We start from the raw sequence: 25,423 nt of genomic DNA on the forward strand, positions 1-25,423 counted from the left end.
GAGACTTCCTTTCGGATGTACGGATGGTCGCTCGCAGCATGCGCCGCCCGTCTCAGTGAAGTCTCAGCGGTTTCTCAACGCTCTGGCCTGCTCCCTGACCTCCTCCGCGCGGGCGTCGCCGAGCTCGTCGAACCACTCCGCCGCGCGCTTCCACGCGTCGATCGCCGCCTCCGACTCCCCGGCCAGCGCGTGCGTCTCGCCCAGCCTGACCAGCGTCTCCGCCGCCGGATACAGGTCGTCGCAGCCCCGCAGCAGCTCCGCGGCGCGTTCGTAGCAGGCCACCGCCTCGGCGTGGTGGCCCATGGCGTCAAGGACGTAGGCGACGCTGTCCCAGGCGTGCCCCTCGCCCTGCGGGTATCCGAACTCGGCCAGCAGGCGCTGCGCCCGGCGGCAGTCGGCCAGCGCCTGCTCGTACTCGCCGCGCTGGGCGCGCCACCAGCCCGCGTTGTTCAGCGCCCGCGCCTCGCCGACGACGTCGCCGCCCTGTCTGAACAGCTCCATCGCCCGTACGGCGTGTTCCAGCTCCCGGCCCGGCCTGATCCGGCTCAGCGGGACGGTCAGCCCCAGGTGGACGTGCGCCTCAAGGGCCGGCTCGGTGAACCGGCGATGCAGCTCCAGCGCCCGCTCGAAGTGCGCCACCGCCTCCCGGTCGTGTCCCAGCTTGACGTGGGCGCGGGCCAAGGCGTTGTGGCAGCGCGCCGCGGCCAGCCCCTCGTCGAGGCGTTCGGACGCCGACAGCGCCACCGCCTGGACGTTGAGGATCTCGGCCCACGGGCCGCGCCGCTGCATGAACTCCGAGAACGCCCAGGCGAGCTGCCAGGCGTGCCGGTTCAGCCCGGCGCCGGTGGCCTCGGCGAGCAGCGCGGGCAGGGGCGGCGACTCCGCGGCGAACCAGCGCAGCGCCTGCGCCGCGCCGGCGAAGCGCTGCACCACGACGCCCGTGACCGGCGGTGGCGGGTGCAGCCGCTCCCGATGGGGATAGCAGGCGTCGCTCGCGGACAGGGCGGTGTGGACGTAGTGGTCGAGGAGGCGGCGCGTCGCCTCCTGGCGTACCTCCTGGTCGTCGGTCGCGCGGCCCTGCTCGGCCGCGTAGACGCGGAGCAGGTCGTGCAGGCGTACGCGGCCTTCCGCGCGCAGCTCGACCAGGTTCGCGTGGTCGAGCCGGTCGACCGTCTCCCGCGCGCGGTCCACCGGCAGCCCGGCCAGGCTCGCCACGGCCGCGAGCGACAGGTGCGCGCCCGATTCGCGGCCGAGCAGCCGGAAGAGGCGGGCGGCCGGTTCCGGCAGGTCGTGGTAGGAGCGGCCGAGCGCCTGGCGCAGGTCGATGGCCGGATCGGCGTGGACGAACGGCTCCAGCCCCGGACGCGCCAGATCGGCTGCGGTATCGGCCAGCGACAGCTCCGTCCTGCGTGACAGGCGGGCCGCGACGATCGCCAGCGCCAGCGGCAGGCGGCCGCATCGGCGCACGATCTGCCCGGCGGCCTCGGGCTCGGCCGACAGGCGTGCCGTGCCCAGCCGCGCCGACAGCAGCCCGCGGGCGTCGCCGTCCGGCAGGACGTCGAGGCGCAGCAGTGACGCGCCCGCGGTCACCGACAGGCCGGACAGGTCGGAGCGGGTGGTGATCAGCGTCAGACAGCCGGGCGCGCCGGCCAGCAGGGGACGGACCTGGGCCGCGTCGCGGGCGCCGTCCAGGACGACCAGGACCCGGCGGCCGGACAACATGCTGCGGAACAGCCCGATCTGCGCGTCGAGGCTCGCGGGCACCCGCCCCTCCGGCACGCCGAGCGAGCCGAGGAAGCGGGGCAGCACCGCGGCGGCGTCACTCGCGTCGAGGTCGGCGTGCAGCTGGCCGTCGGGGTAGTGCTCGCGGTGCAGGTGCGCCCAGCGCAGGGCCAGCGACGACTTGCCCACCCCCGGAGGGCCGTGGATCACGCGTACGGGAGCCCGCTCGCCGTCCAGCCGTTCCAGCTCGGCGGCCCGGCCGACGAAGCAGTCCAGGTCGAGCGGGAGCTGGGCGGGCGCCAAGAGCTTGGGAGCGCGAGGGCTCTGATCGGGATGCAGCATCCGCTGGTGGACGCGGTGCAGCTCGGGCCCCGGATCGACGCCCAGTTCCTCGGCCAGCAGGGCGCGTACGTCCGCGAAGCGGGTCAGCGCCTCGGCGGTCCTGCCCCCCTCGTGCAGCGCCTCGATCAGCGCGGCCGCCACCGGCTCGTCCAGCGGGTACTCCTCGGCCAGCGGCGACAGCGCCGCCACCGCCGGTCCCGGATCGGCGCGGGTCACGGCGCGCGCCCAGCGCAGGCAGACCTCCTTGTGCTCGTCACGGAGAGCGCGGCGCGCCCGCTCGGCCCACTCGCCCGGCAGCCCCATGAGCGGCTCGCCGCGCCACAACCCGAGCGCCTCGCCCAGCGGCGCCTCCGGCTCGGGTACGGCCGCCGCCCGCTCGGCCAGGCCCCGGAACAGGACGAGGTCCACCGCCGTCTCGTCCACGTCGAGCAGGTAGCCGCCGAGCCGGCGCAGCACGTCGCCGTCATCGCCCAGCACGTCGTGGCGGAGCTGCGTGATGATCGTGTAGAGGGTCTTCCTGGCGCCGTCGGGCACCTGCTCGCCCCAGATCCTCTCCTGCAGCGTCCCGACCGGTACGACCCGGCCGACCTCCCAGGCCAGAGCGGCCAGCGCGAGCGCGACCTGCGGGGGCCGTACCTGGCGGATCCGTGCCTCGCGTTCCAGTTCCACCGGCCCAAGCAACCGAATCAGCATGATCATTCGAGCCTAGTCGCGCAGTCATGGAGACGGCGTTGAGAAATCGTTAAGACGGCCGGCGCACAATCTCGATCATGGGCTACGTCGAGGTGGGATGCCGCGTACTGCTGGTCACCGTCTTCGCGCTCGCGCTGTGGAGCAAGATCTCCGGACGTGAGCCGTGGACGCGGTTCGTCAGGTCGGTCAGGGACATGACGCCGTGGCGCTCGAACGCCGTCCCGGTCGCCGTCGCCGCGGGGGAGGCCGCGGCGATCGTGCTGGTGGCGACGCCCCTCCAGTGGGCGGGGGTGCTGGGGTTCGCGCTGGCGGCGGCGCTGCTCGGCTGCTTCACCGTCGCCACCGCCCTCGTCGTACGGCGGGGTGCGGCCGTACCCTGCCGCTGCTTCGGCGGCGCCTCGGAGACGCCCATGGGGTGGACGCACGTCATCCGCGACCTCGTCCTCACGGCGCTGGCCGTACTCGGCCTCGCGGCGTCGACGTCCTTCGGCATCGCCGACGTGGGGATGGCGTTGATCGCGGGGGTCGCCGGCGCGGCGCTCGGCCTGGTGATCACCCGTACGGACGATCTCGCCTCGCTGCTCCGGTAGCCGATGTCATGACTTCTGTCATCTCCCACCCGTGATTCCGGCATCTAACCCGAACCCCTCACCTCCGACAAGATCGAAGCATGACGAAGAACACGAAGAACGCCACCCCGAACTGGATCGCCGGCCTGGCCGCGGGTGTCGCGCTGGGCATGGGGCTCGGCGTCACCCTCCACAACCTCCTCCTGGGCCTCGCGATGTCGCTCTGCCTCGGCGTGGCCCTGGCCTACGCGCTCCCCGCCAAGGGCACGCAGGACCAGCAGTGAACGATCCCCGCACCGGGAAGGCCGTCTCGGCCAGGTGACGCCACGAGCGACGGGCCCCGCGACCACGCGAGGGCCCTTCCGCTTTCTCCGGAGCCGCTTCCAGTGACGAACGGCCGGGGACGGCGCCAGGGCCACGGCCACCCCGTACCAGTGAGAAGTGGTTGCGGTCGGCCGCCATCAATAGGAAAAGAAAGTTAAATGAATTGATGGCACCTTTCGGCGACATCCACTCCAGTCGATCGTGTGCTGAGAAAAGCGCTGTTACCGATCCATGCGTGCCTGAGTTTGTCGCCCGTGATTCACCGGCGACGAGAGCTCCCTGAAGAAGATTTCGGGGAACCTTAGCCGATAACATCGTATGTTGTCAGCCGGATGATGAAGGCTTACAGGGCGATGCCTCCTAGCTGCGACAACCTGCCCATGGCGACCGGCCTGGCGGGCCGGACGCCCGGCAGTCGGGCCTTGCTCTCGAACCGGGTCGAGGGGAATCGAAGCACACCCTTCGTCGGCCATTTACTCCTTCCTTGTGTGAAGTGATCATCATGGCTTAAGGTGTTCCGCGTCCGACGGACGGGCCGATAAGGCAAACAGCAAGGCGGGGGCCGGACAAGGGCTTCGTCCTTCGTGTGTCACAGGCTCGGTCCGGCCGGAATGACTCGATTCATCGCCGAATACCACGGGGACCCCCTCATATGTCACCTCAGCATTTATTCCGGCCACGCCGCTTCCTGGTCAACCGCCTGATCAGATGGGGCGGCGTCTCGGCCGCCGCGGCTCTCGTCACCTCGATCCTGGTGACCGGGGCGGACACGCGGGACAGTCAGGCCGCCGTACTGGACGCCGGCAGGGTGGCCATGACCAGCGAGAACGCCGGCCTCGCCACGCCGACCGCGTCGCCCAGGCCGACCCGCAAGCGCAGGCCCACCCACAGGCCGACCCACAGGCCCACCGCCACCCCGACGGTGAGGCCGACGAAGACGCCCACACCGTCGGCCACTCCCACCAGGACCCCGACGACCAAGCCCACTCCCACCAAGACGCCGACGACGAAACCCACCCCCACCAAGACGCCGACGTCCACTCCCACCGGCACGCCGACCGGGTCGCCCCCGCCGTCCGGCTCCCCCCTCGGGGCGCGGCCCAACGACGGTTCGGGGTATTGGCCGGACTTCTCCAACACCGGCTACTCCCGCACCCCCGCGAATGCCGGCGGCCTCGGGCTGGGCGCCTATCCCGGCAAGCTCGCCGACTACGCGGCCGGCATGAGCCCCGACAAGCCGTTGCGGGTCGAGTACCCGGACAACAGCGTCATCTCCTTCAAGCGCTTCACCGCCTCGAAGGTGTACATCTACGGCGACAATCTCACGTTCGTGGGCTGCCTGTTCGAGGGCACGAACCCCAACGACAACCTGGTGCAGATCTACTCCGACACCAACATCAAGTTCCTGTACTCGACGTTCAAGCCCAGCTCCTACTCCACGCCTCCCGGCAACGACGGCAAGGTGTCGTCCGCGCACGCCAAGCCGGGCACGCCGTTCGACAAGTCGTGGCAGCTCATGACGACGATGAAGGAAGCCGTCGCCGTGATGGACCACAACGACATCTGGGGCAACGCCGGACTGATCATGGTGACCGGATATCCGGGCCGGCCCTCGACGTGGACGAACAACTACATCCATGACATGGCCGACACCGCCCGCGACGTCTACCACCATGACGGCATCGGCCCGCAGAGCGAGGGCAACGGCGGTCACATGATCGTCAACCACAACACCCTGGCGTCCCTGGGCAACACCAACGGCCTGGCGCTCCAAGGCAAGGGCGTCTACCAGGACGTCTCCGTCACGAACAACTACATCTCCGGATGGGGTTACGCCCTGAGCATCGGCACGGCCGACAACGCCAAGGACATCACCGTCTCAGGAAACGTCTTCTCGGCCGAACTCGACCAGCTGCACGGCTTCCTGTACGGCGGCATCTGGGGCGGCAAGGCCCGCGGCTCCACCTGGCGCAACAACCGCATCCAGGCGCGCGCCGGCGACGGCAACCGCGGCTACACGCCCGCCGACAACGCCAAGTACCTGTGGCCGGCCGGCACCGCGAACGCCGCCGACTTCACCGGCTGACCCGCCTCGCGCCCGGCGCCGGCCCCTCGGCACCAGCCGGCGGACCGGCGCCGGGCCCGATCGCGGCACAGCGCGTGGTGGCCGTACGAAGGGCCGAGCGGGTTCACTTCTGGCCGGGGAAGGCGGCGCGAAGGGTGGCGCCGCGAGTGATGAAGGCGACGCCGGCCAGGGACAGCGCGGACAGGCCCTGGAGCACGGCGTACCAGGCGGGGCAGAGGCCGGGGATCAGGTCGACGCCGATGATCGCGATCGGCAGGATCGTGGAGAGGGTACGCACCCGGTCGAAAGCCTTGTACGACCCCTCCGAAGCGCGGACGGTCATCCGGTGCAGCAGCGGGGCGACCGCGAGCAGGACGGCACCCCGGATCCACATGAACGCGCTCGCCTCCTGGCCGATGAACGCCATCACCGCGACCACCCCGAGGACGACGGCCCCGACCACACCGAAGAGCGTGACGCACTTCTTCACGGTGGCGAAGGCGTCCTGGACGCGGGCGTCGCCGAGGTGGGCGGTCGTGGCGTCACTGATGTTCGTCATGATCTGTCTCCCTTAGGTCGTTGCGTGAACGATGTTAGGGAGCACCTGATCAGCCCGGTATGGGCTTGGCCGTACGGGTGGGTGGGTCCAGACCCACTCCTGTGCCTGGCATGAACGGGCCGTTCGTCATGGAGAGCGGAACACGGCACGCGCCGCGTCCACCGCCGCCCGCGTGTCCAGCTCCCAGCCCTTCGCGTACGCCGCCGCGAACCCGTCCTCGCCCAGCGCGGTCCGACCCCGGCGGGTGAGCTCGCGTACCTGCGGATCGGTACGGTCGTGCGTGCCCCGCAGCCGTGCGGCGGCCCCGAGCAGGACGGCCGACTCCCGCTGCCGCCCGCGCGCTTCCGCGAGCGCGGCCGCGTTCACCGTCACCAGCGACAGGGCCGGCAGCTCCCGGGTCGCCAGCGCGGCCGCGTACGCCTCCCGCAGCGCCTCCTCAGCGCCGGACGGATCGCCCAGTGCCAGGCGGAGCGCGGCGCGTGCCCCGGCGACCAGTGTCCGGGCGTGGTCGGCGGGGAACGCGGTGTCGCCGCGCCGGACGTGCACGTCGATCCAGCGCAGGTCGCCGTAGAGCTGGTCGCCGAGGCTGAGCGAGCCGAACTCGCCCGCCGACGTACGGGCCTCGCGCAGGTCGGCCAGCGCGCCGTCGAGGTCGTCGTACCGCCGCAGCCGGGCGCGCATCGGCAGCACGGCGGCCCGCCCCCAGCGGTCACCGACCTGCCGGAAGCGGGCCAGGGCCGCCTCCACATGGCCGTGCGCCCGGTCGAGCGCGCCGGCCGGGGGTGAGCGCGCGGCGCAACCGCGAGACGAGGGTCTGCAGCGCGGGACCGGGCCCGGACGGCGGCTCCTCGGCCCAGATCGCCTCGACCAGTACGCCCGGTTCGACCCGGCGGCCACCGGCGAGCGCCAGCCGTACGAGCAGGCTCCGCAACCGCTCCCCGGGAACGGGCAGGACGGCGTCACCGCGGGACACCTGCCCCGTGTTCGCGCCGTGTTGGCCCGGTGTCAGCGGCCCGGCCCAGTCTTCGAAGGCCGTACCGGCATCACAGACAACGGAGGACACAGATGACCGACACGAACGACGCCACCGGCTGGGTCCGCACCTGGGGCGCCTCGCCTCAGGCCGCCCACGACGGGCTCGGCTCGCTGGACGACCACCCGCCGCTCGCCGACGTGACCCTGCGCCAGGTGGTACGCGTCAGCGGCGGCGGACGCCGGGTGCGTGTCCGCTTCACCAACGAGTTCGGGACCGCGCCCCTCACCATCGGCGCGGCACGGGTGGGCCGCGCGGCGCCCGGCGGCGGGGTTCAGCCGGGCAGCGAGCGCGTGCTGACCTTCTCCGGCGCGGCGGCCGTCACCGTCCCGGCGGGCGCGCCGATCCTCAGCGATCCGGTCGACCTGCCCCTGCCCGCCCTCGCCAAGTTGTCCGTCAGCATCCACCTGCCGGGGCGCGTGGAGAGCCGCACCTGCCACGACCCCGCCCTGGAGACCGGCTGGACGATCCCGGGCGACGCCGTGGCCGCCCTCACCCTGCCGGAGAACGCCCGCGTGCTGCCGGTGCGGGCCCTGATCTCCGCCGTCGAACTGCTTCCCGACGCCCCGGCCGAGGCCATCGTCGTGCTGGGCGACTCCCGTACCGACGGCGCCGGCTCGACCCCGGACACCAACCACAGCTGGCCGGAGCTGCTGGCCGCACGTCTCGCCGAGCGCGGCGCGACCGCCGGTTACGTCTCCAACCAGGGCATCAGCGGCAACCGGCTGCTCAACGACGGCATCGGCGTCGCCGCCCTGGCCCGGTTCGACCGCGACGTGCTGGCGACGCCCGGCCTCGGCCACGTGGTGCTCTCCGTGGGCGCGAACGACATCGGCATCTCCTCCGCCCCACGCGACGCCGACGGTTTCCTGGCCGAGTTCCTGAAGAGGTTCCCCGGCGCGCCGGTGACGACGGACGACGTCATCGCCGGCTACCTCCGGCTGATCGCCCGGACCCGCGAACGCGGCGTGAAGGTCCACGCCACCACGATCGCGCCGTACGAGGGCTCGGAGATCCACACGCCGGAGGGCGAGCGCGCACGCCGTACGGTCAACGAGTGGATCCGCGCCGGCGGCGCGTTCGACGCCGTGCTGGACTTCGACGCCGTCTGGCGCGACCCGACCACCCCGGCCGGCTGCCGAAGCCCGAGCAGGAGCGTGTCGGCCAGACCCTTCTACTTGCCGGCGCCCAGCGTGAGGCCGGTGATGATGCGGCGGGCCAGGACCAGGTAGAGCGCGAGCATGGGGAGGACGACGATGGCGACGCCGGCGATCAGACCGCCGTACTCCGACTGGTAGGTGGCCGCGCCGTAGAAGGTGAACAGGGCGCGGGCCAGGGTGAAGCCCGCGTTCTCCTGGATGAACACGATGGCCAGCAGGGTCTCGTTCCACAGGCCGATGGCGTTGAGGATGAGCGCGGTCACCATGCCGCCGCGGGCCAGCGGCAGGGTGATCGAGACGAACGTGCGCAGCGGGGAGGCGCCGTCGAGGGCCGCCGCCTCCTCCGTCTCCTCGGGCAGCGTACGGAAGAAGCCGGTCAGCAGGAACACCGTGAACGGCACCGACAGGGCCACGTAGAGGAGATAGAGGCCGAACAGGCTGTTGGTCAGCCCGAAGTCGGACAGGCCGACGAAGAGCGGGATGATCACGGTCTGCACGGGGACGCCCATGCCGAGCGCGAGGAAGCCGGTCAGCGGCCCCGACCCGCGTACGCCGAACCGGCTGAGGGCGTACGCGGCGGGCGCGGAGACCACCACGATCGAGACCGCGGCCGCCGCCACCAGGACGACGGTGACGAGGAAGGCGTGGCCGAACTCGGCCTGGTTCCAGGCGTAGAGGTAGTTGCGGAACGGGTTGCCCCTGGCGAACCAGGTGCGCGGCAGCCCGAACGGATCCCGGAAGATCTCCAGCGGGGTCTTGAACGACGCCGCGACCAGCCAGTACAGCAGCAGCACGTTGAGCCCGGTGAACAGCCAGACGGCCGTCCTGCCGGCGATCCTGAGCATCAGTATTCGAGCCTCTCTCTGCGCATCACCCTGCGCAGCGCGGTCACCAGCACGGTCACCAGGACGATCATCACGACCGCGCAGGCGCACGCGGTGCCGTACTCCGGCGTGCCCTGGGTGCCGAAGGACCGGTCGTAGACGTAGACGGCCAGCGTCCAGGTACGGCTGGGGGGCGAGTAGGTGCCGGGGCCCGCGAGCACGAACACCATCTCGAAGATCTTGACCGCGCCGATCGTCCAGAGCACGCCGGCGATGCCCACGACGTCCCAGGTCAGCGGGAGCGTGACGGCGCGGAACTGCTGCCAGGGGGAGGCGCCGCACAGCTCGGCGTCCTCGTACAGGTAGGGCGGGATGCGGTCGACGGCGGCCATCATGATCGTGATGTAGAAGCCCGCGCTGGCCCACACCAGCGCGCCCATCACGACCCACGTGACGTTCTCCGGACGCAGGAACCGCGCCGCGGGCAGGCCGAACGACTCCAGGAGGAAGTTGGCCAGCCCCTGCCGCCCCGGGTTGTAGGTGAACACGAACCCGAAGAACATGCCCAGCGCGACCGGCGCGACGATGTTGGGGAAGAACAGGATCGCCCGGACGGTCTTGGAGGCCCGCATGCCGCGCAACACCATCGTGAACAGGAACGCGAACACGAACGTGCCGGTCCCGCCGACCACGATGTAGCCGAGCGTGTTGACGAAGGCGTCGCGGAACGACTCGCTGCCCAGCAGCCTGCCGTACTGCTCCAGACCGACGAACGTCACCGGCCCGGCGCCCGACCAGCGGGTGAAGCCGAGCACCACGGTGGCGAGGGCGGGGCCGACGAGGAAGACGACGTACAGCGTGAGGGCGGGCAGCGTGAACGGCCAGAACAGCCGCCGCCGGTTGCGCAGGTGCGGTGTGGCGGCGGCGGGCAGGGCGCGCCTGCCCGCCGCCAGGGCCTGTGCCATCAGCCCTGTGCCTTCCAGAACGCGGCGGTCGCCGTGACCAGCCGGTCCACGAAGGCGACGGGGGTCAGCCTGCCCTTGAGCAGGTCGTTGTCGGCCGGGAAGAACACCTGCTCGGCGAACTTGCCGTCGGCGACGCCGTCCAGCCCGTCCATGAACAGGGTGTGCTTCTTGGCCGGGTTCTCCAGGGCGGCCTTGAGGTCGGTGAGGTCGGACGGGACCGGCAGGTCGGTGCGCGGGGTGAGGCTGTCGGCGACCGCGGGCAGACCGGCGAGCAGGTCGCGGGTGAGGAAGTAGGCGATGAACGCCTTGGCCGCCTCGGGGTGCCTGGCCTTGGCGGTGACGCCGAACGCCACCTGCTGCACCTCGATGACGTCGTGGGTGGCGCCGTCCGGCATGGGGAACTGGAAGGAGCCGTAGTCGATGTTCTGGCCGCCGCCCTGCTTGGTCAGGTACTCGCGGGTCTCCGTCGGGCCCCAGCTGCCCATGAACAGGTACGTGGCGTCGCCGTCGGCCCAGCGCTGCTGGATCTGCGGGAACTTGCCGGCGTCCCAGCCGTCCACCAGGTGGGCGGCGATCCCGGCGGTGTGCTCGGCGGCCTTGAGGAAGCCCGGGTCGCTCTTCCAGAGTCGCCCTGTCGGGTCCTGCGCGGCCCTGGCCAGCCCGCCGGGGCCGACGTACCGGGTGGCGAGCTGGTCGAAGAACCAGGCGGCGTAGTAGCCGATGTCGCCGTCGAGCGCGACGGACCGGTCGCCGAACAGCGTGTACAGGTCCTTCATGGTCGCGGGCGGCTTCAGGCCCGGGACCTTCTTCTTGTCGTACCACCAGGCGTTGCCCATGACGAGGTACGGCACCGCGAACGGTTTGCCCGACTCGTCCTTGATCGCCGCGCTGTCCCTGTAGGCGGCGGGCAGCACGTCGCGGACCACGCCGTCACCGGTCTTCAGGTTCAGCACGTCGTCCAGCGGGCGGGTGCCGCCGGCCGAGGCGATCGCGGCCTTGATGTTGGTGAGGTCCTGGTCGAACAGGTCGGGCACGGTGTCGGTGTTGAGCGCGGGTAACAGGTTCTGCCGCAGGTAGGCGCGGCCCAGCCATTGGATGGTGACCTTGACGCCGGTCTTCTTGGTGAAGCAGTCGGCGGCGTACCGCAGGACCTTGCCCTGCGGCTCGTCCTTGGTCCACATCGACCAGTAGGTCAGCTCCTTGTCCGTGGCGGGCTTGGTGCCGGCCTCGGGGCAGGGGGTGGTGAAGTACGCGGCCGCCGTGGGAAGCGAGAACTCCTCCTCGGCCGGCGCCGCCGGGCCGCCGCAGGCGGTCAGGGCCAGCGCGAGGACCGCGATGGACGTTCTTCTCATCTGTGCTCCTAGTGGACTTCCAGCTCGGCGAGCTGCATGTGGTAGGGGGCGGTGCGCTGGGTGGTCCCGGCGACCCTGACGTGCCGGGTCGTGACGGGCGCGAAGGAGAAGGTCTGCGCCGAGGCGTCCGGTTGCGGGTATCCGGTCCTGGTGGCGACGGTGGTCCAGGACGATCCGTCGGCCGAGACCTGGATCGTGAAGTCCACGGGGAAGCCGCCGCCGGTGTTCTCGCCGTCCGACCTGGCGTACAGGTCGACCCGGGAGACCCGGCTCGGGCCGCCGAGGTCCACGGCCGCCCACTCGGTACGCCCGGCCGCGCCCGGCAGGCTGCTCCAGCCCATCGAGTACCAGAGCGCCGAACGCGAACCGTCGGTGAGGTCGGCCCGCAGCCACCCCTCGTCGAGGTACTCCACCGAACTGGACGCCGTCACCGGGCGGCCCGCCGCGAGGTTGCCGCCGGCGCCCTCGATCTCGGCCAGCTGCATGTGGTAGTGCCCGAGCTGGTCGGTGCCGAGGTTCGTCCCGGTCACCTTGATGTACCGGACGTCGGCGGCCGGGAAGGGGAAGGTCTGCGCGCCCGCGCCCGGCCTGGGGAATCCGGTCCTGGTGGCGACCGTCGTCCAGGACGATCCGTCGGCCGAGACCTGGACCGTGAAGTCCACCGGGAAGCCGAGGCCGGTGTTCGCGCCGTCGGAGCGGGGATAGAGGTCCACCCGGCTCAGCGGCCTGGCGCTGCCGAGATCGACCTGCACCCATTCGGTGTGGTTGGCGCCCATGTTCGCCGCGGAACTGCTCCAGCCGACACCGGTACGCGCGCCGTCCACGGCGGCGGGGGCCGACCAGCCGTCGCCGTCGTAGGAGCTGGAGGCGGTCACGGTACGGCCCTCGGCCGGGTTGGTCTCCGGGTTGACCCGTACGTTGTCGAAGCGGGCGCTCGCGCCGCCGGTCACCAGGGCCAGGCCGCCCACCGGGTAGGCGTCGTCGGTCACCGTGAGCACCTTCCTCGCCCCCGCGAACACGGTGATGGTCCCGCCGCGGGCGGCCACCCGCAGCCTGGTCCACTGGCCCGGGGCGTACCCCGGCACGGCGGCGGTGCCGAGCTGGACGCCGCTGCGGTAGACGAAGACCTGGCCGTTGTCGCGCAGCGCGACCAGGTAGCCGGTGTCCATGTCGGTGGCGTTGAGGTTGCGGACCATGAGCCCCGCCCAGTTGGTGTCGCCGCCGTCGGCGTTCACCCCGGTGATGCGCACGTCGGCCGAGGCCACCACGTCGCGGTAGGCCCGGCCCTCCAGCGCGGCCGTGATGCCCCACTTGGCGGAGGAGTCGGACTGGACGTACTCGCCGCCGGCCACCGACCAGGCGCCCGCGCTGTGCCGCCAGCTCGTCTCACCCGCGGCGAAGTCGTCGGCGTACGGGAAACGCAGGTCCGGGCCCGGTGAGACGAGCGCGTCGAGGATCTGCCGGTGCCGGTTGTCGACCTCGGTGCCGCTCTGCTCGTAGGAGTTCGAGTCGGTGACGAGCGTGTTGGCGATGGCCCGTGCGGCGACCGGCTTGGTCTTGGCCAGCAGGTTCAGCAGCTCCACGTCCTCCAGGCCGTCGAGCTGGGTCTCGCTGCGCACGCTGTCGTAGACGTCGTAGGCGGCCTTGTTCGGCCTGACCAGCCAGTTGTCGCCGGTCTGCCAGTCGTCGAAGGTGTCGGAGGGCCGGTTGAGGTCGCTGAAGTCCCACCAGAAGTTCCAGCCCCAGTGCAGGTAGCCGGTTCCGCCGACCTTCCAGGTGAGCCAGGGCGTGAGCCGGGTCGCGGCCAGGTTGTAGGAGATGAAGCGGTTCATCCGCTTGTCCTGCGGCGAACTGCTGTTGTAGAGCCACAGGTCCGTGCCGCTCAGACGGCGGCGCTGGAAGTAGGCGACGTCGCTGTCGTACAGCATGGTGTGCGGCGTCGCGGTCGTGAGGTCCTCCTCCATCTGCGGCAGCACACGCAGATGGGCCTCGTTGGTCAGCGGGCGGGGGAAGTACTGGCGGTACTTGGCGTAGAGCCACTTGGCGGCGTTGACCTGGTTGGCGGTGGTCGGCTCGTCCAGCGCGCTCATGTAGAACAGGTCCGTCCACCCCTTGGCGTCCAGGTGCGCCTTGAGCGCGGGGAAGAGCTGGGTCAGGTACGCGTTCGTCTCGGCGGTGCCCGGATCGGCCAGGACACGCTGGACCACGCCGTTCACCTTCTTGATCATGTCCAGCTTGACGACGTCGTTCGGCAGGCCCTCCAGCAGGTGGGGGGTGTAGATGTACTGCATCGCCCCCGCGTCCACGAACGTCTGGACGAACCGGTCGAAGGTGCCCCAGCCGAAGGTGTACGTGCCCGCCGCGTCCACGGTCGTGTCGGGGATGAGCAGGGCCTGGAAGTCGGCGAAGATCACGTTGTTGCGGTGCCTGGCGTGGTTGGCCGCGATGTTCCCGATGACCCGCCACCAGCCGGCGTCGTACATCTGCACGCCGTACTGCGCGGGGATCGCCCGGACCGTGCCGTCGTAGTCCCAGCCCGCCGAGGTGGACCAGTTGTTCATCTTGAAGGTCGACCGGTTGGCGGGCGGGATCGTGACGTCGTAGACCGTGACCGCGACATTTACCGTGACGTCGCCGCCGTCGCTCCGGACGGTGGCGGTGCCCGTGTACGCGCCGGGCGTCTGGGACGCGGGGACGCGCACGCTGTAGTGGTAGGGCTGGGTGAGGTTCGCGGCCAGGGACTGCGAGGTGTTCTCCATCAGGGAGTCGTAGTAGGCGGTGCCGCCGTCCGGCGGGTTCTGGTAGACGCCGATCTTGGAGATGCGCGGGTGGTTGTACTCACGCCTGACGGTGATCGCGGACGCCGGGATCACCGCGCCGCCGGGGCCGTTCAGGGCGCCGGCCGTGACCCGTACCCCGGTGGCCGCCGCGGTGGACCTGACCAGGATCTGGGCGGCCTCGTTCTCGCCGCGGGCCGCCCGCAGCGTGATCGACGCCGGCGCGCCGGACGGGCGGGTGGTCGAGGAGAACGCGCGGTCGGCCGCGCTCTGCACCCAGACGGACAGGGCGGCCGCGTGGGCGGGAACGGCCAGGAACATGGAAGTGAGCAGGAGGCATAACGCTGCGAGCGGGGCGGGTTTGACGGCCATGGACGGCTCCTCACTGAGGTCCCCGAAACCTGCGGTAAAACGATTCAAAATGCGCTGACTGGAACATAGATGTGCACATAGATGTCGTCAATGGCTCGTATTCGGACTGTTACACGCACACTTCGGGGCATTGACAAGGCAGCCTGGCGGTCCTTAGCGTTCGCGGCAGGTCGCCTTAAAACGTTCTGAACGAAGGGGCAATGTCCGGATGAAGCTCACCATCGCCGACGCCGGGCCGGTCAGCCCGCTGCCGATCCTGCGACCTCCCGCCGTGGCGATCCCCGACTTCGGGCACCCGCCGTCGCTGCTCCCGTACGCCAGGCGCGACTCCTACGACCGCGACCCCGCCGAGCGGGAGGTCCCCTCCGTCACGCTGGAGAACGAGCACCTGCGCGCGGTCTTCCTGCCCGGACTGGGCGGACGGCTGTGGTCGCTGGTCGACCTCGCCACCGGCCGCGAACTGCTGCACCGCAACCCCGTGATCCAACCGGCCAACCTCGCCCTGCGGGACGCCTGGTTCGCCGGCGGCGTGGAATGGAACCTCGGCACGACCGGCCACTGGGCCCTGACCTGCGACCCGCTGCACGCCGCGTGGGTGGAGGCGCCGTACCCGGTGTTGCGGCTGTACGAGTACGAACGGATGCGCGGCCTGGTGGTCCAGATCGACGCCGCCCTGCCGCCCGGTTCTCCGGCTCTGGTGGTGTCCGTCACCATCCGCAACCCGCGGACGGAGACCGTGCCCGTCTACTGGTGGTCCAACATCGCCGTCCCGCAGTCCCCGCGCACCCGCGTCCTGGCCCCGGCCGACCGGGCCGAGCACTTCGGGTACGCCCAGCGCCTGACCACCGTGCCCTACCCGGGCGAGCCCGACGCCGGTTACCCGGGAACCTGGCGGTCGGCCGCCGACTACTTCTTCCACGTCACGTCCGACACCCCCTGGATCGCCGCCGTGGACGACGACGGCCACGGCCTGCTGCACACCTCCACCTCCCGGCTGAAGGGGCGCAAGCTGTTCGGCTGGGGCGTCTCCGCCGGGGGGAGCAACTGGCAGAGCTGGCTCTCGGGGCCCGGGGCGCCGTACCTGGAGATCCAGGCCGGGCTGGCCCGTACCCAGCTGGAGCACCTGCCGCTCCCCGGCGACACCGCCTGGACCTGGACGGAGACCTACAGCCCGCTCACCCTCCGCCAGCCCCACGCTCCGTACGAGCAGGCGCGCGCGGCGGTCGACGTGATCGCCAGGACACTTCCCTGGAAGCAGGCCGATCCCGGGCCGTGGACCGACCGTCCCGTCACCGAGGTGATCCACCGGGGCTCGGGGTGGGGCGCGCTGGAACGCAGGGCGGGCGGCCTGCCGGAGTCGGCCGCCACGCCGTTCCCCGACGACACCCTCGGGCCGGAACAGACGCCGTGGTTGTCCCTCCTGGCCGAGGGACGGCTGCCCGGCGAGGCGGTGTGCGAGGCCGTGTGCGTGGTCGGACCGCGCTGGCTGAACCTGCTGCGTACGGCCGCGGACTGGCACGGCCGCTACCACCTCGGCCTCAACCTGTGGGCCGCCGGTGACCGGGCGGGCGCGCTCGACGCCTGGCGCGAGGCCCTGGCCGTACGGCGTCACCCCCTGGTGCTGCGGGCGCTCGCCGAAGCCGGCCGGATCGACGGCGACGACGCGGCCGCGGCCGTCCTCCTGCTGGAGGCGCACGCCCTGGCGCCCGGCATGCGCCCGCTCACCGTCGAGACCCTCACCGCCCTGATCGCCGCCGGCCGCCCGGCCGACGCCCTCGACCTCGTCGACCGCCTCCCGGCCGGGGACCGCGCGCACGGCCGTGTCCGCCTGCTGGAGGCCCGGGCCGCGCTGTCCACGGGCGACCGCGCCCGTACCGGCCGGATCCTGGACGCCGGTCTCATCGTCCCCGACCTGCGCGAAGGCGAGGACGCCCTGGACGACCTCTGGTTCGCCCACCACGGCAGGGACTCCGCCCTCCCGCCCGCGTACGACTTCCGCATGGACTAGCGCCGCGGTGCGCGGACCTGGTCCGTTCGCCGTTCTCGGGCGGGGACCGGGTGGCTCAGCCGCCCAGGGGAGCCCGGTGGGCGCGTACCCTGCGGTGGCTGATCCGCCAGCCCTGGTCGAGGTGGACGACGACGTCCTCGTAGGTCACGCTGGCGGTCGTGCCGTCGGCGTTGACGCCGATGCCCTTGGACAGGGCCCGTACCCGTCCGCCGTCCTGCTCGGTCAGGACGACGTTCGTGACGTGGTGCCCGACCGGGTTGAGATCGCCCAGGGCCCGTCCGGCCGCCGCGCAGGCGGCCACTCCGCGCAGGGGTTCCTGTCCGAAGTCGGTGACGTCGTAGGTGACGTCGACGGTGAACACCTCCTCCAGCCTGTCCAGTTCCCCGCTGTCGCACAGGTGGCCGTGCATCGCGATCAGTTCGGTGATGGTGACGCGCTCTTCGAGGGTGAGAGCCATGGTTCTCCGTCTCCCGCTTAAGTGGGGATGTCCCCGTTTGTGTGCGCTACCGTAACCGGGGACGTCCCCACATGACAACCGGCGGAGAACAGGGCCATGACGAACGCCCCACGGCGAGCACGACGGACCGACGCGGCCCGCAACGCGCGGCTGCTGCTGTCGGCGGCGAAGGAACTCTTCGCCGAACACGGTCCCGGCGTCGCGCTGGACGACGTGGCCCGGCGCGCGGGGCTGGGCAACGCGACCCTCTACCGGCACTTCCCCACCCGTACCGACCTGATCGTGGCGGTCTACGCCGACGAGGTCACGGCACTGTGCGACCTGGGCGCCCACCTGCTCGACGAGCCGTCACCGGGCGAGGCGCTCTTCACCTGGCTGGACGCCTTCGTCGCGCACATCTCCGACAAACGCGCCCTGGCCCTCGCCGGGACCGACACCAGCCAGGAGCGCCGCGCCGAACTGTTCCGCCAATGGCACGACTCCATGCGCTCCACCGCGGACAAGCTGCTCATACGGGCTCAGCGGGCCGGTGAGGTGCGTACCGACCTCACCCTCGACCACCTGCTCGCCCTGACCAACGCGACCGCCATCGCGGGAGCCGACGCGAACGAGGCCCGCCACCTCCTCCACCTCCTCCACCACGGCTTCACCGGCCCCACCTCCTGACGCGGCCGGCCGTACGTGCACCGGGCGGAACCGTCAGGTGTCGGGCCAGCTCATCACGAGCTGGGTGTGACGTTTGCGGAAGATACGGCCGATGGCGGGAGCCGGCACGTCGGCGTCGGCGGGGTGGAGGGTGAAGGCCGGTTCGGGGCGGTCGCGCCAGGCACGATCCCAGGTGCATACGTGATCGTGAAGCCGGTGGGCGAGTTCGGCGCCGTCGCGGCCGTGGCCACTGGCGCCGAACTCCCAGCGCCCCTCGGTGCCGCGCTGCCGGCGAATGGTGAGGTACGCGAAGCTGTCGCGGGTGATGAGCGCGGGACAGTACCAGCGCATGGCCGGCTGGACGAGGCCGGTGTCACGGTCGGGATCCTGCCAGAACATGCCGAACCGTTCGTCGACGGTGGCGATCCGCAGGTGCAGCGAGTCGAACGGCTCCTCGCCACCGACGGTGACGCCGGTCCACAGCTCGGTGCGGTCGCCGGTCAGCGCCCGGTCGAGTGCGGCCGCGTCAAGGGTGGGGCCGATCTCCAGGGTCAGTCTGACGGCGCCGTCGGCCAGGACCGGTTCCTGATCGGGCAGCTTGCCGGCGCCCTGGCAGGGGACGAAGCCGCAGACCTCGGGGTCGAGTCCGAGAAAGTGCCCGCCCTCGCGGACGAAGGTGAAGGAGCGGCTGATGGTGGAGAAGCGCAGCGGGACGATCATCCGGCCGTCCGGGGCGAGCAGGTGGCCCCAGGGCACGTCCCACACGCCGACGGTGACGATGACCGCGTCGAAGCCGCCGTCCGGGGCGTGCTGATCGGCGGCATGCTCGGCATCTCCCAGGACGACCTTGACCCGGCCGTAGCCGGTCTGGGCGAGGAAACGGCTCGCGCGCTCGGTGACGAACGGATCGATGTCGATGGTGACCACCAGCCCGCCGGGGCCGACGATCTCGGCGATGAGGGCGGCGTTGTAGCCGCCGGAGCCGATCTCCAGGACCTTCGCGCCCGGGCGGAGCTCCGCCGCTTCGAGCATGTCGGCCTGCAGCCACGGCGCGCTGATCGAGCTCGTGGCTCTGCCGTTGGGGCCGCGCTTGGTGATGACGACGTCGTTGGCCGCGTAGGCCGCATGTGGCGGGGCCTCCGGAGCGAACCGATCACGCGGCACCTTCGCGAAGGCCGACTCGACCGCGGGGGAGCGGATCCAGCCGCCCCGCCTGAGCTCGGAGACCATGTCGGCCCGAAGGCGATCGGGGGAGTCGGAGGGCACGAGGTCGGTGGTCACCGGAGCGAGGGTAGCCGGGCCTGCCCGGTCGTACCGGAGATTCGGGAGCACGGGCGAGCCTGGCCCAAGCCGGTGGAAGTGGTGCGATCCTTGGCGCCGGACGGGTGGACGGGTCTGGAAAAGTGGTGACTGGACCGGTTGAAAGGGGGCTCCCTATCATTGGCGGGTGCGGCTGAACGTCCTCGGGCCCATGGAACTCGTCGTGGCCGGGCGGGTCGTTCCGGTCGGAACGCCGAAGCAGCGCGCCTTGCTGGCCCTTCTCGTGATGCACGCCGACCGCGTGCTCCCCGTGGACCTCCTGGCCGACCGGCTGTGGTCCGGCAGTCCGCCGGCCAGCGCCCAGGGGAGCCTGCAGGCGTACGTCTCCAATCTGCGCCGCCGGCTGGAGCCCGGGCGGCGGCCCGGCGCGACCCCGACCGTCCTGGTCAGCGCCGCCGACGGGTACGGCCTGATGACCGGCGGGCTCGGCCTCGACACGAGGGACTTCGAGGCGCTCGTGTCCGCCGGGTCCGGCCGTCTGGCCGAGGGACGGCACGAGCAGGCGGCGGCCGCCCTCGCCGAGGCGCTCGACCTGTGGCGGGGCGACCCGTACGCGGACGCGCGTTACGAGGAGTGGGCGCAGGCGGAGATCGGCCGCCTGGAACAGGTACGGCTGGACGCGGTGGAGGGGCTGGCCGCGGCCCTGCTGGAGCTGGGCCGGCACACGGACGTGGTCGCCCGGCTGGACCCGTTCGTCCGGGAACACCCGCTGCGGGAGCGGGCCTGGGAGCTGCTGGTGCTGGCCCACTACCGGGCGGACCGGCAGGCGGCGGCCCTCGAATGCCTGCGCAGGGTGCGGCAGGTGCTCGCGGGGGAGCTGGGCATCGACCCCGGGCCGCGGCTGCGGGACCTCGAAGCCGCGGTCCTGCGCCAGGACGCCACGCTGCTCCCGCCGGTACGGCCGGCCACGCCTGCACCCCCGCGGCAACCCCCGGCCCGCGAGGTCGCCGAGCCCGCGGCGGACCCGCCGGTGTTCGTCGGACGTGAGAGCGCGCTGGCGTTCCTGGACGAGGCGGCGCGGGCCGAGTCCGCCGCCGGGCTGGTCGTGCTGGTGGACGGCGAGCCGGGCGTCGGCAAGACGAGCCTGCTGAAGCGGTTCCGCGCGACCGCCCGCGTGCCGGTCGGCTGGGGGGCGAGTCCCGACCACGAGACCGCGCCCGCCCTGTGGCCCTGGGAACGGGTGCTGCGCGACCTCGCCGCCGCCGTCCCGGAGGCCGCGCTGCCCGGCGAGGTACGCGGGTTCCTGTCCGGCGGGGTGGAGGCGATCCCGGCGTCCGACGCGCAGGGGGCGCGGCTGCGCTTCTTCGAGGCGGTCGGCACGTTCCTGGCCGGCGTCGGCCCGGCGGTCGTCGTGCTGGAGGACGTGCACGCGGCCGACGACGCGACGTTGCGGCTGCTGGTCCACGTGGCCTCCGCCGCGCGGCCCGGCCTGCTGCTGGTGGCGACCTTCCGGCGGCACGGTGCCTCGGCGCTCACCGCCACGCTGTCGGCGCTGTCGCGGCTCGGCGCGCGCCGGCTCGGGCTCGACGGGCTCGCCGCCGAGGAGGTCCGTACGCTCGTCCGGGAGGTGTCCGGCCGTGACCCGGGCAGTCGCGGGGCCGAGGAGCTGCGCGGACGCACCGCCGGGAACCCGTTCTTCCTCACGGAGCTGGCCCGCGCGGGCGAGGAGCTGCCGCAGGGCGTGCTGGACGTCGTGCTGCACCGGGTCGCGGCCCTGGGGGAGGAGGCGGCCCGCGTGCTGGAGCTGGCCGCCGTGATGGGCGACGAGTTCGAGGCGGGCGTCCTGGCCCGGGTCGCCGGCGGCCCTGACGGCTTTGTCCAGGTCGGCGACCTGCTGCCGCCGCTCGACGCAGCTCTCGACGCGGGGCTGATCCGGGAGTCGTCGTACCGGCTGGGCGGGTACGAGTTCGCGCACGCCCTGGTGACCGACGCCCTGTTGTCGCGCCGGTCGCGGTTGTGGCGGGCACGGGTGCACGAGCAGGTCGCGGACGCCCTCACCCGCGTCCACGGCGACCGGGACGACCGCGCCGCGGTGATCGCCCGGCACTGGCTGGCCGCGGCCGAGCTGGGCGCGCGGCCCGCCCGGATGGCGATGGACTTCTCCGCCCGCGCCGCGCGGGCGGCCCTGCGGCGGCACGCGCCCGACGACGCGGCCCTGTCGTGGCAGGAGGCGCTGGCGGCGGCCGAACCGGCCGGGGCCGGCGCGGCCGAACGTTTCGAGCTCGCCGTCGGGCTGGCGGAGAGCCGCTACGCCGCCGGACGGTTCGACGAAGGCTACGAGGCGGTCGAGCAGGCGCTCGCCCTGGCCGGCGCCGACCTGGACAAAGCCGTCAGGGCCGCCGACATCGCCATGGGACACGGCGTCTGGGTGCCCTTCCGGTACGGCCTCGACGTCGCCGCCGTACGGGACTCGATGGACCGGGCCGTACGGGAGCTGCCGCCGTCCGCGCCCGCCTGGGCTACGGCACAGGCCGTACGGGCGGTCGTGTCCGCCCAGACCGGACGCGAGGACGAGGTCGGCGCGGTCTCGTCGCAGGCCGTGGCGGCGGCCGAGCGCCTGGGCGACCCCGCCGCGCTGCGGCGCGTGCTCCACCTGCGGCTGCTCGCCACGCAGGGACAGGACTTCATCGAGCAGCGCGCCGGGACCGCGCGCCGGCTGCTGGCGCAGCCGGACCTGTCGGCCCAGCTCAGCGTGATCGCGCAGCTCCACCTCGTCGTGCATCTCGTGACGCACGGCAATGTCGCGGGGGCCCGCGCGCTGCTGGCGGAGATGGCCGCGCCGCTGCGCGACCTGCACAATCCCACGCTGGCGCTCCAGGTGGCGGTGGCGCACGTGGGGCTCGACCTGTTCCAGGGTGTGCCGGACCCGACCCGGCACTTCGAGCCCGTCCGGGCGACGTTGTCGTTCGCCGATCTCGCGTATTTCGAGGTGGCCATGGTCGCCGTACGGGCCGAGACGCTCATGCAGGAGGACCGCCTCGGCGAGGAGGTGGCGTGGATCGAGGAGACGTTCCGGCGTACCGGTCTGGCGGGGGCGGCCTACCTCCTGGCGTACGCGCTCGCGGGCCTCGGCGAGCACGAACGCGCCCGGCGGCTGCTGCGCGAGACGCCCCTGCCGCCGCGCGACTACCACTGGGCGACGGCCACCATGTGCCGGCTGCACGCCGCGATCCGGCTCGGCGAGGCGGACGTCGTACGGGAGGTCCACGGCGCGTTCCGTCCCTTCGCCGGGCTGCTGCACGTGAGCGGCACGTGCACCACCGTCGACGGCGCGTACGACGGCCACCTGGGGGAGGCGCTGCTGGCGCTCGGGGACCGCGAGGGGGCGCGGGCCCACCTGCGGGAGGCGGTGCGCCTGCTGGAGCGGGCGGGCGCGGGCTACTGGCTGGCTAGAGCCCGCCAAGCCCTCGCCAAGTGCACGTAGAGACGGGCCGCGCACTCTGTTCCCGACACGTGAGGAACAGACTGATGATCACACCAGAACACCTGACCGGCTTCCTGATGATGCACGCCGGTTTCCGCGCCGAGTTCGGCCGCCTGGCCGAGGCGTGCGGCGACCCGCGTGACGACGCGCACGAGGAGCTGCTGGAGGAGCAGCTCGCGCTCGTGCTGGACATGCTGCACGCCCACCACTCGCACGAGGACGCCGTCCTGTGGCCCACGCTGACCCGTCGTGCCCCGGAGGCGGCCGACGCGCTGGCCGAGCTGGAGTCCGAGCACTCCCTGCTCGACCCGCTCATCGAGGCCGCCGCCGATCGCGCGGTGCCCCTGACCGGGCGCGCGCCCACCCTGCGGCGGCTGCACGAGCCCGTCAACGAGCACCTCGACCACGAGGAACGGACCGCCGTGCCGCTCATGCTCCGCCACCTCACCCTCGACGACGTCGAGGCCGACAGACGCCGGGCCATGGACGACTTCGGCCGCCGCCGGGTGCCCGTCATCTTCGGCTGGCTCGCCTCCAGCGCCGGCGCCGACCTGCTCGCGGCCTCGTACGCGGACCTGCCGGTCGTGGCCCGGCTCATGTTCCGCCTGTTCTGGTGGCCCGCCTACCGGCGGCGTTTCACCCGCCTGTACGCCACCCCCGCCCCTGCTCTCTCGGAGTCGTGATGACCACAGCCGCACCGACCACCTTGCCGCGCGAGGCGGCCGAGCTCTTCGACCGCGCCCTGGTCTGCGGGTACGCCTCGCTCACCCGCGACGGCCGGCCCGTCACCTGGCCCGTCACGCCGTACGCCGGCGCGGGCGGCACGCTCGACGTGAGCACCGGGCTCACCTACCCGGACAAGGCCGAACGTGCCCGGCGCGACCCGCGCGTCGCGCTGCTCTGCTCCGGCGGGCCGGACCGGGCGCAAGTCGTCCTCGTGCAGGGCCGGGCGACCGTACGCGATGCCGATCTCCAGGCCGGCACCGACCGGTACGTCCGCGAGTCGTTCGCCAAGACCGGCGCCGGATTCGCCGGGATGCCGTGGTTCCTGGTGAAACGCCTGGGGTGGTATTTCGCCCGCGTCTGGGTGGAGGTGACCCCGGAGCGGATCGTCCGCTGGCCCGGCGGCGACCTGTCCAGGACGCCCGAGATCTGGACGGGCTCCGGCGACGTCACGGCCCCCGCCTCCGACCCCGCCCCCCTGGGCCCCCGGCTGCCGAGCCGGTCGGCCCCGCCGGCGGACTGGCGGCCGTTCGCCGACCGCGCGGACCGCCTGGGCGAGCCCGTCGTCACCATGGTCGCCGACGGCATGCCGCTGGCCGTGCCCACCCGTTCCGCCGTACGGACCGGGACCGGGTACGACCTGCGGTTGCCCGCGGGCGTACGGGCGGCCGACGGGCCGGTGTGCCTGACCTTCCACCGGCACGGCCCGGCCATGGAGTGGCAGGAGAACGTCGTGCTCGTCGGGATCGCGACGGGGACGGGCGACCGGCTGGTCGTACGGGTCGAGCGGGCCCTGAACGACTGGAGTCTTGCCGGGAACCGCCGCGCGCGGAACCGTTCGTTCCTCGGTCAGGGCCGGATGCTCAGGAAGCGCCTGGAGGCCGAGGCCGCCCGTCGCGGGCAGCCCGTACCGCGTGTCCGCCGTCCCGGGCCCGGCGCCGCCCGCGCGTGAGAACGGGATCCGGGCTGGACCTCTCGGGCTCGGGCGGGCGACCATGGGAGGGTGCGTACCGCTTTCGCCCATGAGGCGACGATCGTCATGGAGGACGACAGCGACGTGCGCGCGCCCGGCGCGGCGATCACCGTGGCTCTGTGCGGACACTGGGACCACGAGCCGCCCTGCCCGATCGCGCCCCACCACACGGCCGCCGACCGCCGGGACGGCGTCGTGCTGGTGCGCGTCCTGTTCGCGGCCGAACCGGACGCGGAGGACGAGGTACGGGCCCGCATCGACACCGCCCTCGCGCGGGGGACGCTCAAGGGCCCGGACGGCGTCACGAGCCGATGGCGGCTCCTGGACACCCGGCCGGGCCGCCCGCGCGCCGAGGAACGCCCGCACGCCGAACAGCTCCGGCGCGCCTGACCCCCTCGGGCCTCCGTGAGCGCGACGGGGGCGGAAGTACGGGCGTTCCGGGTCAGGTGCTGACGTTCATCCCGGTGAAGAGGGTCTCGATCACGCGGTCGACGTACTCGTGGGTCAGCGGCGCCTGGACGATCAGGGCCTGGAAGTACAGCGGGCCCGACAGGACGGCCATCGCCAGGTCCAGGTCGAAGCCGGGCGACAGTTGCCCCCGGTCGCGGGCCGCCCTCAGGCGGGCGACGGTCTTCTCCGCCTGCGGGGTGATGAAGTGGTCGTTGAGCGCCGCGGCGACCTGGGGGTTGAGCAGGGCCTCGGCGATCAGCGCCCGGTAGAGGGGGCCCACGGGCGGCCGGTCCAGCAGGTCGACGGCCGCGTGGATCTGCCGGCGCAGGTCGGCGAGGAGATCGCCGGTGTCGGGGTAGTCCAGGTGGGACTCGTTCAGCGACAGGAGTGAGTCGAGGAAGAGCGCGCCCTTGGACGGCCAGCGGCGGTAGATCGTGTGCTTGCCGACGCCGGCGCGGGCCGCGACTGCTTCGATGCTGAGCTTGGCGTACCCGATCTCCTCGCCCAACTCCAGCGTGGTCCGCATGATGGCCTCGGTACGGTCGGCGGCCCGGCTGCTGCGCTTGTCACTCATGCCACCACCGTAACGGACGGCACGTGCCGTGTTGACAAGCGCCACCGTCCTCCATCATGCTCCAGAACGGCACGGCACGTGCCGTGTAGACA

21 protein-coding genes are annotated in these 25,423 nt (G+C 72.3%); 10 read left to right on the forward strand and 11 right to left on the reverse strand.

Annotated features, from left to right (window positions below):
* Positions 1 to 63: 63 nt before the first annotated feature.
* Entirely contained in the window at positions 64 to 2,757 is a 2,694-nt protein-coding gene (locus DMB42_RS55975; RefSeq protein WP_185844637.1) for a BTAD domain-containing putative transcriptional regulator, read from the reverse strand.
* 77 nt (positions 2,758 to 2,834) lie between these two features.
* Between DMB42_RS55975 and DMB42_RS13465 the strand changes: the two genes are divergently transcribed.
* From DMB42_RS13465 to DMB42_RS53190, 3 genes are all read left to right on the forward strand, one after another.
* Complete coding sequence (locus tag DMB42_RS13465) at positions 2,835 to 3,347, forward strand: MauE/DoxX family redox-associated membrane protein (RefSeq protein WP_125634302.1); 513 nt, start codon at positions 2,835 to 2,837, stop codon at positions 3,345 to 3,347.
* Between the two features lie 80 nt (positions 3,348 to 3,427).
* Positions 3,428 to 3,610: a hypothetical protein gene (locus tag DMB42_RS13470; protein WP_125634304.1), complete on the forward strand. Its 183-nt coding sequence runs from the start codon at positions 3,428 to 3,430 to the stop codon at positions 3,608 to 3,610.
* Between the two features lie 692 nt (positions 3,611 to 4,302).
* Positions 4,303 to 5,736: a hypothetical protein gene (locus tag DMB42_RS53190; RefSeq protein ID WP_185844638.1), complete on the forward strand. Its 1,434-nt coding sequence runs from the start codon at positions 4,303 to 4,305 to the stop codon at positions 5,734 to 5,736.
* Between the two features lie 103 nt (positions 5,737 to 5,839).
* Here the strand turns inward: DMB42_RS53190 and DMB42_RS13480 are convergent, their stop codons facing one another.
* The 3 genes from DMB42_RS13480 to DMB42_RS53195 all read right to left on the reverse strand — a co-directional run bounded on the left by DMB42_RS13480 (position 5,840) and on the right by DMB42_RS53195 (position 7,247).
* Positions 5,840 to 6,274 carry a hypothetical protein gene (locus tag DMB42_RS13480; protein WP_125634306.1) on the reverse strand — a complete coding sequence of 145 codons (435 nt, stop codon included), beginning with the start codon at positions 6,272 to 6,274 and terminating at the stop codon, positions 5,840 to 5,842.
* 126 nt (positions 6,275 to 6,400) lie between these two features.
* A complete protein-coding gene (locus DMB42_RS13485; RefSeq protein ID WP_221762129.1) occupies positions 6,401 to 7,021 on the reverse strand; it encodes a hypothetical protein in 621 nt (206 codons plus the stop codon).
* Positions 6,984 to 7,247, reverse strand: coding sequence for a hypothetical protein (locus DMB42_RS53195; protein WP_185844663.1), 264 nt, complete (start codon positions 7,245 to 7,247; stop codon positions 6,984 to 6,986). The genes DMB42_RS13485 and DMB42_RS53195 overlap by 38 nt, the downstream gene beginning before the upstream one ends.
* A 92-nt stretch (positions 7,248 to 7,339) precedes the next feature.
* Between DMB42_RS53195 and DMB42_RS13490 the strand changes: the two genes are divergently transcribed.
* Positions 7,340 to 8,539, forward strand: a complete 1,200-nt coding sequence (locus DMB42_RS13490; protein ID WP_125634308.1) for a GDSL-type esterase/lipase family protein — start codon at positions 7,340 to 7,342, stop codon at positions 8,537 to 8,539.
* Here DMB42_RS13490 and DMB42_RS13495 read toward each other — a convergent pair.
* From DMB42_RS13495 to DMB42_RS13510, 4 genes are read right to left on the reverse strand one after another with little or no spacing between them, the layout of a single operon-like run.
* Positions 8,482 to 9,312, reverse strand: a complete 831-nt coding sequence (locus DMB42_RS13495) for a carbohydrate ABC transporter permease (protein ID WP_125634310.1) — start codon at positions 9,310 to 9,312, stop codon at positions 8,482 to 8,484. The two genes, DMB42_RS13490 and DMB42_RS13495, sit on opposite strands and share 58 nt — an antisense overlap.
* Entirely contained in the window at positions 9,312 to 10,256 is a 945-nt protein-coding gene (locus DMB42_RS13500; protein ID WP_125634312.1) for a carbohydrate ABC transporter permease, read from the reverse strand. The genes DMB42_RS13495 and DMB42_RS13500 overlap by 1 nt, the downstream gene beginning before the upstream one ends.
* The gene (locus DMB42_RS13505; RefSeq protein WP_125634314.1) at positions 10,256 to 11,608 is read right to left on the reverse strand and encodes an ABC transporter substrate-binding protein; all 1,353 of its coding nucleotides are present in this window, start codon (positions 11,606 to 11,608) and stop codon (positions 10,256 to 10,258) included. Before DMB42_RS13505 ends, DMB42_RS13500 begins: the two co-directional genes overlap by 1 nt.
* A gap of 8 nt (positions 11,609 to 11,616) precedes the next feature.
* A complete protein-coding gene (locus DMB42_RS13510; protein ID WP_125634316.1) occupies positions 11,617 to 14,757 on the reverse strand; it encodes a discoidin domain-containing protein in 3,141 nt (1,046 codons plus the stop codon).
* A 208-nt stretch (positions 14,758 to 14,965) separates the two neighbouring features.
* On the opposite strand from DMB42_RS13510, the gene DMB42_RS13515 reads away from it, so the two are divergent.
* On the forward strand, positions 14,966 to 16,765 hold the full coding sequence (locus tag DMB42_RS13515; protein WP_125634318.1) for a DUF5107 domain-containing protein: 1,800 nt from the start codon (positions 14,966 to 14,968) through the stop codon (positions 16,763 to 16,765).
* Between the two features lie 55 nt (positions 16,766 to 16,820).
* Here DMB42_RS13515 and DMB42_RS13520 read toward each other — a convergent pair whose 3' ends face one another.
* Positions 16,821 to 17,222 (reverse strand): nuclear transport factor 2 family protein, encoded by a 402-nt coding sequence (locus tag DMB42_RS13520; RefSeq protein ID WP_125634320.1) that lies wholly within the window; start codon positions 17,220 to 17,222, stop codon positions 16,821 to 16,823.
* Positions 17,223 to 17,318: 96 nt separating this feature from the next.
* Here DMB42_RS13520 and DMB42_RS13525 point away from each other — a divergent pair, with 96 nt between their 5' ends.
* Positions 17,319 to 17,888 (forward strand): TetR/AcrR family transcriptional regulator, encoded by a 570-nt coding sequence (locus DMB42_RS13525; protein ID WP_185844639.1) that lies wholly within the window; start codon positions 17,319 to 17,321, stop codon positions 17,886 to 17,888.
* Between the two features lie 33 nt (positions 17,889 to 17,921).
* Here DMB42_RS13525 and fxlM read toward each other — a convergent pair whose 3' ends face one another.
* Positions 17,922 to 19,148, reverse strand: a complete 1,227-nt coding sequence (fxlM, locus tag DMB42_RS13530; RefSeq protein WP_125634322.1) for a methyltransferase, FxLD system — start codon at positions 19,146 to 19,148, stop codon at positions 17,922 to 17,924.
* A gap of 166 nt (positions 19,149 to 19,314) precedes the next feature.
* On the opposite strand from fxlM, the gene DMB42_RS13535 reads away from it, so the two are divergent.
* From DMB42_RS13535 to DMB42_RS13550, 4 genes are read left to right on the forward strand one after another with little or no spacing between them, the layout of a single operon-like run.
* Entirely contained in the window at positions 19,315 to 22,611 is a 3,297-nt protein-coding gene (locus DMB42_RS13535) for a BTAD domain-containing putative transcriptional regulator (RefSeq protein WP_125634324.1), read from the forward strand.
* Positions 22,612 to 22,655: 44 nt separating this feature from the next.
* Positions 22,656 to 23,294, forward strand: a complete 639-nt coding sequence (locus DMB42_RS13540; RefSeq protein ID WP_125634326.1) for a hemerythrin domain-containing protein — start codon at positions 22,656 to 22,658, stop codon at positions 23,292 to 23,294.
* Positions 23,294 to 24,286, forward strand: coding sequence for a pyridoxamine 5'-phosphate oxidase family protein (locus DMB42_RS13545; RefSeq protein WP_125634328.1), 993 nt, complete (start codon positions 23,294 to 23,296; stop codon positions 24,284 to 24,286). The genes DMB42_RS13540 and DMB42_RS13545 overlap by 1 nt, the downstream gene beginning before the upstream one ends.
* Before the next feature lie 51 nt (positions 24,287 to 24,337).
* Positions 24,338 to 24,697 carry a hypothetical protein gene (locus tag DMB42_RS13550; RefSeq protein WP_125634330.1) on the forward strand — a complete coding sequence of 120 codons (360 nt, stop codon included), beginning with the start codon at positions 24,338 to 24,340 and terminating at the stop codon, positions 24,695 to 24,697.
* 52 nt (positions 24,698 to 24,749) lie between these two features.
* Here the strand turns inward: DMB42_RS13550 and DMB42_RS13555 are convergent, their stop codons facing one another.
* The gene (locus tag DMB42_RS13555) at positions 24,750 to 25,331 is read right to left on the reverse strand and encodes a TetR/AcrR family transcriptional regulator (protein ID WP_260477669.1); all 582 of its coding nucleotides are present in this window, start codon (positions 25,329 to 25,331) and stop codon (positions 24,750 to 24,752) included.
* Positions 25,332 to 25,423: the final 92 nt, after the last annotated feature.

It is taken from the genome of Nonomuraea sp. WAC 01424, assembly GCF_003947315.1.
Classification (GTDB): domain Bacteria; phylum Actinomycetota; class Actinomycetes; order Streptosporangiales; family Streptosporangiaceae; genus Nonomuraea; species Nonomuraea spiralis.